1 protein-coding gene is annotated in these 10,601 nt (G+C 37.3%); it reads left to right on the forward strand.

The window, feature by feature from the left end; genetic code table 11:
• Positions 1-191: 191 nt before the first annotated feature.
• The coding region (locus SMIDD26_RS00610) for a MiiA motif-containing surface protein (RefSeq protein ID WP_246746833.1) at positions 192-10,601 on the forward strand (10,410 nt) is incomplete at its 3' end.

The raw sequence follows: 10,601 nt of genomic DNA on the forward strand, positions 1-10,601 counted from the left end.
TTTCCTGAAAATTGTTTTTTTTTTGTAAATTTGATAAGCATTTAGATTGCATATATATCACTTATCATGTACAATGAAGAAGTAAAGTATCACATACAAAACCTCGTCCATGGCGAGGAATCTTTGCATGTAGATATGGAAATAAAAAAATATTTTTAAGGAGAACATAATAAGTGGAGAAGAAATCGCCTATGATTCGTGTTGAATGCTTGCACCGTGAGAAGGTCACACGTTACTCAATCCGTAAATATAGTTTTGGAGCAGCCAGTGTAGCAGTTGCTGCCCTGTTCATGTTCTTGGGGAATGGAGCTGTATCAGCTAATGAGCTAAGCAAACAAGATACACCAGATGTAGAAGCTCTAGCGCCAGCCCCTGATGCCCCATCAACTCCAGCAGCACAACCAGTCGTAGAAGAACCAGCACAACCAGCTGGAGAAGAATCAACAACTCCAGCAGCAAAACCAGCTGCACCAGAAGTAACAACTCCAGCTTTGGACAAAAAGCAACTTGAAAACTACATTTCAGAAGTTAAATCAAAACTTTCTGCAGGTACGTATGCTAATAAAACAGAGGAAAGCCTTGCTCTTTTGAATGATGAATTGGCTTCTGCCGAGTCTACACTCGCTTCTGCAACTACTCAAGATGAATTGAACGTAGCTTACAGAAACCTTGTCACTACAGTAAGCTCAAAATTAAAAAATAAACCAAAAGATTCAAAAGACGCTCCGAAAGTAGACACTACCAACGGACAACCAACTGTAGGTAAAAAAGCAGAAAACACTGAACCTAAATCAGAATCTAACTCAATCGAAAATACAGGATCTCATGATTCACGTAATGGGAAAGCGTTAGATAAAGATAATGTGCTTAGAACAGAAGCAACTGATACAGAAGGACCAGTGGCAGAAATTCCATACGCTAATGGTAAAGATGTATATGTATATGGTGGAGAAGCAGAAGGGTTTGATATTAAAATTAAAGATAATTCTGGAATTGTCGAAAATGTAACTATTTTACAAGGTGGAAATAATAAATTTAATTCTGTTTCAGGGGAAACAGATATGCTTGACGTACAATTTGGATACAAGGCAAATGAATTTTCTAAAGAGACGACTGCTAGTGAATCTAATCCGGCTGTTATTCATTATACTGGTCTTCCTGGTGGAACATTAAGCCAAAAACAATTAGAGGATGCTAGAACTACAGGGTTAAATTTAGGTTGGCGTTATGTTAAAGCGACCGATAAATCAGGAAATACTTTAAGAGCAATAGACGCAAACGACAATGCCCCAGGCGCACTTTATGTTATCGTTAAACCTCAAACATATAAATACGATGTAGTAAATTTATCAAGTGATAATAAAATTTCAGTCGCTAATGCAGCACAATTAACAGTGGAAGAATTAGCGAATATTAAAAATGGGCTTAAGGTTGAATACTCAAAGAACAATGATGATGCACAATTAGAAAATAAAAAAGGTACTTTACTTGAGAATGCTCTTAATGTAGTTGAAACTGTAGCCGATTCTGGAGAAAATATTGTTGTTACATATAAAGATGGATCTACAGATACAATTTCTAAAGGGAAGTTAATCAAGAGTGGACCAGCACCAGTGGTAGATACAGCAGCTAATTCAAGAGATACTATTTTCTCAACAGATGAAAAAATTACTGGTACTGGTGTGGCTGGAGCAACTGTTAAAGTTACTGTAAGAAACCCAGAAAAAACAGAAGTATTGTTAGAAAAAGAAACAACAGTAAATGCTCAAGGGAAATGGGAAATTTCTCTAGAAAAAGGATTGAACAGTAATGAAGCTTTATCTGGAGCAAGAGAAGCAGCTAGAACATTCCATGTAAGTAAGCCTAAAAACCCAGTAGAAATTATTCAAACGGTTAATGGTATAGAAAGTGAAGCTAAAAACCAAGAAGTATCTATCGGGCCTGCTCAAATCTTACCGTCAGCAGCTTCAAAAGATGGCAAGAGCGTTGTAGCTGGATCTAAAGAAGTAACGCTAAAAGTTCCTCATGATGCTGGATTCACATATTTCTGGTATACAAATAAAGATAACAACCAAAGACCACAACTTGATATTAAACGTGAAGATGACGGAAGATTAGTGATGTCTGGTGGGAATGCTAATAAAGCAACAATTAAGGAAGTTGTAAAAGGTGATTTTTATGATACTGTTACTTTAACATTAACAGAAAATATCAAAGAAGGAGTAGATTTAGAAGTTATTCCTCATAATGGAGGGGCTACTCATGGACATCACTTAGGCAGAACGAAAATTAAAGTTACTAACGAAGCGCCAGTAGTATCAGCAGTGGAAGAAAACAAAAATGAAAAAGAAGTTCCAACAGATGCATCTGTAACAAAAGCTGATTTATTAAGACTTGTGAAAGTAACAGACCATGAAGATGATCTAAATGCTACTTTAGGCACTAAAGGAAATGCGAGAATAGTATCAATTGATGGAGATGAAAATGCTGTAAAAGTAGATACTTCAGCTGCAGGTGAACATACTGTAATCTTTAGAGCAGTAGACAGCCAAGGGAAAGAATCTGCTGACTACACATATAAGATTAAAGTTCGCCAAAATAACGCTCCAGAAGTAACAATCCCTTACTCTATAGATGGTAAAAAAGATGTCTATGTATATGCAAATGAAGATTTCGATATTCCAATTAAATATACAGATGACACAGGTAAGGTAGTGGAAGCGTCTGTTAGACAAGGTGGAAATAAAGAGTTGCCTCAGAAGGCTGGTCAAAATGATCCTAATGTTTTGGATAATCAATACGATATGACAGTAGGAAAAATTTCTGAAGAAACAACAGCTACACCAGAAGATCCTGCAACTATTCACATCACTGGTAACTTATCGAAGACAACACCAGGATTAACAGCATCTTCATTCCCAACGGATGAAAATGGTGAATTTCCAATCGTAACTCGTTATGCAACAGCAACAGATACAGATGGAAAAGATATTTCCAATCATGCGACTGGTTCTTCATATGCAACTGACCCAGGTGCATTCAGAATTGTGTTAAAAGCTCAAACAGCTAAGTATGACATTGCGGCTTCAGCAGAAAAAGTATCAGTTTCTGATCTTAATACAATTAGCGATGCTGAATTCAATTCAATTAAAGAAAAAGTGAAAATTGAATATTCTACAAAGAATCCTGATAAAAATATTCCTCAAGATAAAAAAGGAACAGCAGTTGAGAATCAGGACAATAGAATTGAATCTATAACAAAAACAGCTACTGATGTAGTAGTAACTTATAAAGATGGTTCTACAGATAAAAGACCATTATCAGAATATATTAAATTAGATAAAGATCCAGCAATTAATGCGGTAAATAATAAGGCAACAGAGCAAATTGCTGCTATCAATAACAATGGTGCATTAACACAAGCTGAAAAAGATGCGGCTGTTGCTAAAGTAAATGAAGCTAAACAAGCAGCCTTAGATAAAATCGATGACGCTACAAATGCTGCAGATGTAACAACAGCCGGAACTAACGGTGCTACAGCTGTAGGAAAAGTAAATCCGGTAGCTAAAGAAAACGCTCTAAAAGAAGTAGCAGATAAATTAGCTGAAAAAGAAAAAGCAATCGATGCTCGTGCTGACTTATCGGATAAAGAAAAAGCAGATGCTAAGAAAGAAGCTAAGAGATTAGCAGGTGAAGAGTCAGATAAGATTAAGGCTCAACCTGACAACAAAGACACAGCAGAAGAAGCAGCAGAAGCGCAAAAAGTAGTAAATGATGCTAAAACTGCAGGTGTAAATAACACAACAAATCTAACTCCAATCGCAAAAGAACAAGCTAAAAAAACTGTAGCAGATAAACTAGCTGAAAAAGAAAAAGCAATCGACGCTCGTACTGACTTAACAGACGAAGAGAAAGAAACAGCTAAGACACAAGCGAAAGCAGATGCTAAAACAGCAACAGATGCGATTGACGGACAACCAAACTTTGTAAACTCTGAACAAGACGCGACAGCGGCACAAGATAAAGTAAATCAAGCAAAAGATACAGGACTAGCTGCAATAGTAGCAGCGAATCCAACAGCTGAGAAAAAACCAGAAGCTAATAGAGAAGTAGCAGATGCTGCAACAGTTAAAAAAGCTGAACTTCAAGGTGAGATTGATACTACATTAACACCAGAAGCGAGTGCGAAACTTCAAGCAGAAGTAGATGAAGTTAAAAAAGCATCAGAAGAAGCTATCGCAGCTGCTAAGAAAAATGCTAATGTGGATAAAGTTAAAGACGCTGCTAAAAATGCAATAGCAGCAATCAATTCTGTACGTGTACCAGCTAATAAAGTAATAGTTCCAGAGGGAACAGCTCCTCTTAGCGAAGAGAAAATAACAGAAATTAAAAACGCGATTGCAGCAGTAAACCCACCAGAAACAAGAATAGAATTAAAAGATGACGGTACTTTTGATGTGACATTACCAAATGGTAAAATTAAAAATCTTACGAAAGCAGATTTAACAAAAACTGAAGCTGATTTAGATAAAGCAGGTGGTGGTAACGACATCAACCGTCCAATGGATAAAGTTATCGTTAAAGATCCTGAAGCCTTACAACCAGAAGAAAGAGAAAAAATCTTAAAAGCTGTTCGTGACGTTAACCCTAACTCAGTTGTATCAATTGATGAACACGGAACAGTAACTGTTTCAACTCCAGAAGGACATACAGCAGGATTCAATGCTTCTGAATTGGTTCGTACATTAGATGATGTGAAAAAGGATGATTCAGGTTCAGCTAATGCAGGAATTCGTAAGCCAGCGGATAAAGTAGTCGGAGATGCGACAAACGCAGATGATCAAGCAAAAGTAACTGCGAAATTGAAAAAATTAAATGGTGATAATGCCAAGGTTAAATATGACGATGAAGGAAATGCAACAGTAGTACTTCCAAATGGTACTGTAGCAACAATTCCAGCAGCTGACTTATTCAAAACACCAGAAGAAGCTAGCAAAGCAAGTGGTGGAGATGACATCAACAAACCAAACTCACAAACTGTCGTTGATGATATAACAGCATTGCAAGGTGCAGAACTTGAAAAAGTAAAAGCTGAAATTAAAGCAAAAGTTGAGGCAGTAAATCCAGATGCAGTTGTAGTGGTAGACAATAAAGGTAACGCAATCGTAACAACACCAGAAGGTAAGACAGCAGTAATCGATGCAGATGATTTAATTAAGAAATCTACTGAATTACCAAATTCAAAAGCTGGTAACTACATCAACAACCCAGCAGACAGAGTACAAGTAGCTGATAAAGCTAACTTAAAACCTGAGGAAATCGCTAAAATCAAAGTAGCAGTTGAAGCAGTCAACCCAGGTGTAGTTGTAGTAGTTGACGAAAAAGGAAATGCGACTGTAACAACACCAGATTCACCAGGAGTAGAAGGTAAGACTGCAACAATTCCAGTAAGTGAATTAGTAAAAGTAGATGGTGATAAGGATACAGTAAGTGGTGGGAACCAAGTAAACACTCCAGCAGATAGAGTAGTCTTAGAAAAAGACATTACGGCATTAACACCAGATGAACTTACTAAGTTGAAAGAAGATATTACAGCAAAAGTTAAAGCAGTAAATCCGGATGCTACAGTAGTAGTAGACGATAAAGGAAATGCAACAGTAACAACACCAGCAGCACAAGGTGAACAACCGAAAACAGCAACAATTCCAGTAGCTGACTTAGTAAAAGCTAAAACAGATTTAGCAGACCCAACTAAACAAGACGCCGTAAACAAACCAGCGGATAAATTAGTTATTGCTCCAGAGTTAGTTGATAATCCAGACGCTGACTTAAGCGCATCTAAAGATGCTATTAAAGCAGCTGTAGAAGCAGTCAACTCAGGTTCAACTGTAGTAGTTGATGATAAAGGAAATGCCACAGTAACAACGAAAGACGGTAAGACTGTAGTTATTCCAAAAGCTGACTTGGTTAAGAAAGAATCTGACAAAGAAACTGCAAAAGCAGGAAACAGCATCAATAAACCAGTAGACAGAATCTTAGTAACAGACCCAGCAAATATTGATGAAGCTACTAAGAAAGCAATTGAAGAAAAAGTGAAAGCAGTAAACCCAGATGCTACAGTAGTAGTAGCTGAAAAAGGAAATGCAACAGTAACTTCACCAGATGGAAAAACAGCAACAATTCCAGTATCTGACCTAGTGAAAACTGCAAAAGATGCAGAAAATCCACAAGCAGGAAACTACGTAAACAAACCGGCAGATAAAGTATCTGCAAATAAAGATAACTTACAACAAGCTGATAAAGATAAAATTAAAGAAGCAATTCTTAAAGTAAATCCAGAAGGAACAAAAGTTGTATTTGATGAAAAAGGAAATGCCACAGTATCTACTCCAGATGGAAAAACAGCGACAATTCCTGTTGAAGATTTATTAAAAGATCCAGCTGACAAAGCTAAGGCCAATGCTGGAAACAAAGTAAACACACCGGCAACGAAGGTAGTTGTAACAAGCTCTGATAACAAAGCAATTGATGAAGAAAAAATCAAAGCTGAAATCTTGAAAGTGAACCCAGGTGCAACAGTAGCATTCGATACAGCAGGAAATGCCACAGTAACAACGAAAGATAGAGCTGTAGCGACAATCCCAGCATCTGACTTAGCAATAGACGTAGCAGACCTAGAAAAAGCTGACAAACAAGATGTTGTTAAGAACCCAGCTGACAAAACAATTGTTAAGAACCCAGCTAAATTAAAAGCAGAGGATATCGCTAAAATCAAAGCTGCTGTAGAAAAAGTAAATCCAAGTGATCCATCAAACCCTACAACAGTAGTAGTGGATGACCATGGAAATGCAACAGTAACAACACCAGACGGAAAAACTAAAGTTATTCCAGCTTCTGAACTAGTGAAAACACAAGATCAAGCAGATGGTGCAAACGCAGGAAACAATGTCAATAAACCAGCAGATAAAGTATCAGCAAAACCAGCAGACTTAGAAGGAGCTGATAAAGAAACTCTTAAAACTAAGATTGCAAATGCGATTAAAGCAGTTAACCCAGAAGGAACAAAGGTATTCGTTGACGACAAAGGAAACGCAACAGTAACAGTACCTGAAACAAACGCAGATGGTACTACAACATACAAAACAGCAACAATCCCTGTTGAAGACTTACTAAAAAATCCTGATGATAAAGAATCTGCAACTGCGGGTAACAAAGTGAATACTCCAGCAGACAGAGTAATTTTAGATAAAGATATTACTAACTTAACACCAGAAGAACTTGCTAAGTTAAAAGAAAAAATTGCAGATAAAGTTAAAGCAATAAATCCAGATGCTACAGTAGTAGTAGATGATAAAGGAAATGCCACAGTAACAACAAAAGATGGTGCTGTAGCAACAATTCCAGCGGCTGATTTATTGAAGGCAAAAACTGATTTAACAGATCCAACTAAACAAGCGGCAGTTAAGATACCTGTAGACGAAACAGTAGTTGCGAATAAAGATGGTTTGTCAGAAACAGAAAAAACAGCAATTAAAGATTCTGTTTTAAGAGCAAATCCGAGCGCTACAGTATTCGTAGACAACAAAGGTAATGCCACAGTAACTGTTGATGGAAAAACAGCAGTAATTGCAGCAGATGATTTAGTGAAAACACAAGAAGATGTGTCAAATGATCCTAAAGCAGGTAACCTTGTTAACAAACCAGCAGATGGAGTCTTTGTAGGTGCTGAAGGAATAACTTCTGATGTAAAAGATAAGATTAAAGATAAAGTTCAACGTGTAAATCCAGATGCTACAGTAGTAGTGGATGAAAATGGAAATGCAATCGTAACAACACCAGAAGGTAAGACAGTTACAATTCCAGTAGGCGATTTAACTAAAACAGATGCAGATAAAGCAACAGTTAAAGCAGGAAACAAAATTAGTACACCTGCAGATAGAGTATTAGTAAAAGATCGCGACCACCTAACGGCAGAGGATATTAAAGAAATCGAGAAAAACATCAAGGCTGTAAACCCAGATAAAGATGCTAATAATCCAACAGTTGTATTATTTGACGACAAAGGAAATGCAACAGTAACGGTGACAAATCCAGACGATACTAAGACTACAGCTACAATTCCGGTAGAAGATTTAGTAAAACCAGTAGCTTACTTAACAAATCCAGCTAAACAAGATTTAATTAAGAAACCTGTTGATAAAGTGTTAGACAATGATCCGGATAAAGCAGCTAAAATTAAGAAAGCTGTTGAGGAAGTGAACCCAGGTTCAACGGTGGTTGTTGATGGCAATGGAAATGCAACGATAACTACAGAAGATGGTAAGAGCTTTGTAATTCCAGCCAAAGATTTAGTGAAGACTGATGCCCAAGCAGCTAACGAAAAAGCTGGAAACGACATCAATAAACCATCAGATAAGGTAGTAGCAGATACAAGTAAACCATTGACAGACGAAGCTAAAAGAGCTATTGCTAAGAAAATCAAAGCAGTAAACCTAGATGCAAAAACAATCACAGTATTCGTGGATGATGAAGGAAATGCAACTGTAACGGTTGAAACTGAAGATGAAAATGGCGATGTTAATACATCTACTGCGACAATTCTTGCAAAAGACTTAGTAAGAACAGAAGAACAAGCTAAGGGACTAAATGCAGGAAATAATGTAAACACTCCAGCTGATAAAGTAGAAGCAGATCCAGATAACTTAACTGAGGAAAATAAAACTGCAATCGCTGAAAATATAAAATCAGTAAATCCAGAAGCAAAAGTAGCTTTCGATAAGTATGGAAATGCAACAGTAACAACTAAAGATGGAGCTATAGCAACAATTCCAGTTAAAAACTTAGTGAAAACAGCAGACGAAGCAACTAAACCAACAGCAGGTAACAACGTGAACAAACCAGCTGATAAGGTAGTAGCAGATCCAGCAGACTTTAATGATAATGATAAGAAAGCTGCTATTAAGAAAGCTGTCGAAGATAACATCAAAGCAGTAAATCCTGGTGCGTTTGTAGCAGTAGACGATTTAGGAAATGCAACAGTTACACTTCCAAATGGTAAGACAGCAGTAATTCCAGCAAAAGACTTAACGAAACCATCAACAGAAGTAGCTAAGCCAAAAGCAGGAAACGACATTGTTAAACCAGCAGATAAAACTGTAGTAGCAAATCCAGATGCGTTAACAGATGCTGAAAGAAATGCTATCGGTGCGAAAGTATCAGAGGTAAATCCAGATGCTAAATACATTGCAGTAGACGACAAAGGAAATGTAACAGTAACACTTAACGATGGAAAAGTAGCAGTAATTCCAGCGTCAGATTTAACTAAATCAGCAGACGAAGCTGCAAAACCAAACGCAGGAAATGATGTAGTTAAACCAGCAGATAAGACTGTAGTAGCAAATCCAGAATTACTTACTGATGATGAAAAAGATGCAATCGTAGCTAAAATTAAAGCAGTAAATCCAGGTGCGGAAGTTGCAGTGGACGAAAAAGGAAACGCAACAGTAACAACTAAAGATGGTAAGACAGCAGTAATTCCAGCGAAAGATTTAACTAAGAATGCAGATGCAGAAAATGAATCAAAAGCAGGAAACGACATCGTTAAACCAGCTTCTAAGGTGAAAGTAGAGAGTCCAGATGGCCTAACTCCAGAGGAGAAGAAAGCAATCGGGGATAAAGTAAGAGCAGTAAATCCAGAAGCTAAATCTGTAGTAGTAGATGAAAAGGGTAATGCAACAGTAACATTACCAGATGGTAAGACAGCAGTAATTCCAGCATCAGATTTAACAAAATCTCAAGCTGATCTAACTGCAGGAACAGCTAAGGAGAATGCAAATGTTCCAGTTGCGAAAATAAAAGTAGCCGATCCAACTAAGTTAACTGACGATGATAAGAAAGCGATCGCAGACAAGGTTAAAGCAGTAAATCCAGAAGCTAAATCTGTAGTAGTAGATGAAAATGGAAATACAACAGTCGTAACGAAAGACGGTAATGTATCAGTCATCCCAGCATCAGATTTAATTAAAGTAGAAGAGGACGCTACGAAAACTAATGGTGGTAACGATGCAAACACACCAGCAGCTAAGACTGTAGTAGGAAATCCAGATTCTCTAGAACCAAAAGAGAAAAAAGCGATTGAAGATAAAGTTAAAGCAGTAAACCCAGAAGGCACAACTGTAGTCGTAGACGGTAAGGGAAATGCTACTGTAACTAAACCAGATGGAACTGTTCTTAATATTCCAGCTTCAGACTTAGTAATCCCAGCTGCAAACCTAGCTGACGAAGCGAAGAAAGCTAAAGTGAAAACACCTGCTTTCCGTACATTAGTTGGAAATAAAGAAAACTTAAAAGACTTTGAAAAAGAAGCTATTAAGAAAGCAATTGAAGCAGTCAACCCAGAAGGTACAACTGTAGTAGTAGACGACAAAGGAAACGCAACAGTAACATTACCAGACGGTTCTACAGCAACCATTTCTAAAGACAAACTAGTGAAAGAAAAAGACGATTCTAAAGCTAAACGTCGTTTAGATAACCTAGACTTTGACTTCAGTAAAGTAACAGTAGCGAATCTTGAGAAGATTACTGATAAAGAAAAAGAACAA

Source organism: Streptococcus mitis (assembly GCF_001579035.1).
Taxonomy (GTDB): Bacteria; Bacillota; Bacilli; order Lactobacillales; family Streptococcaceae; genus Streptococcus; species Streptococcus mitis_J.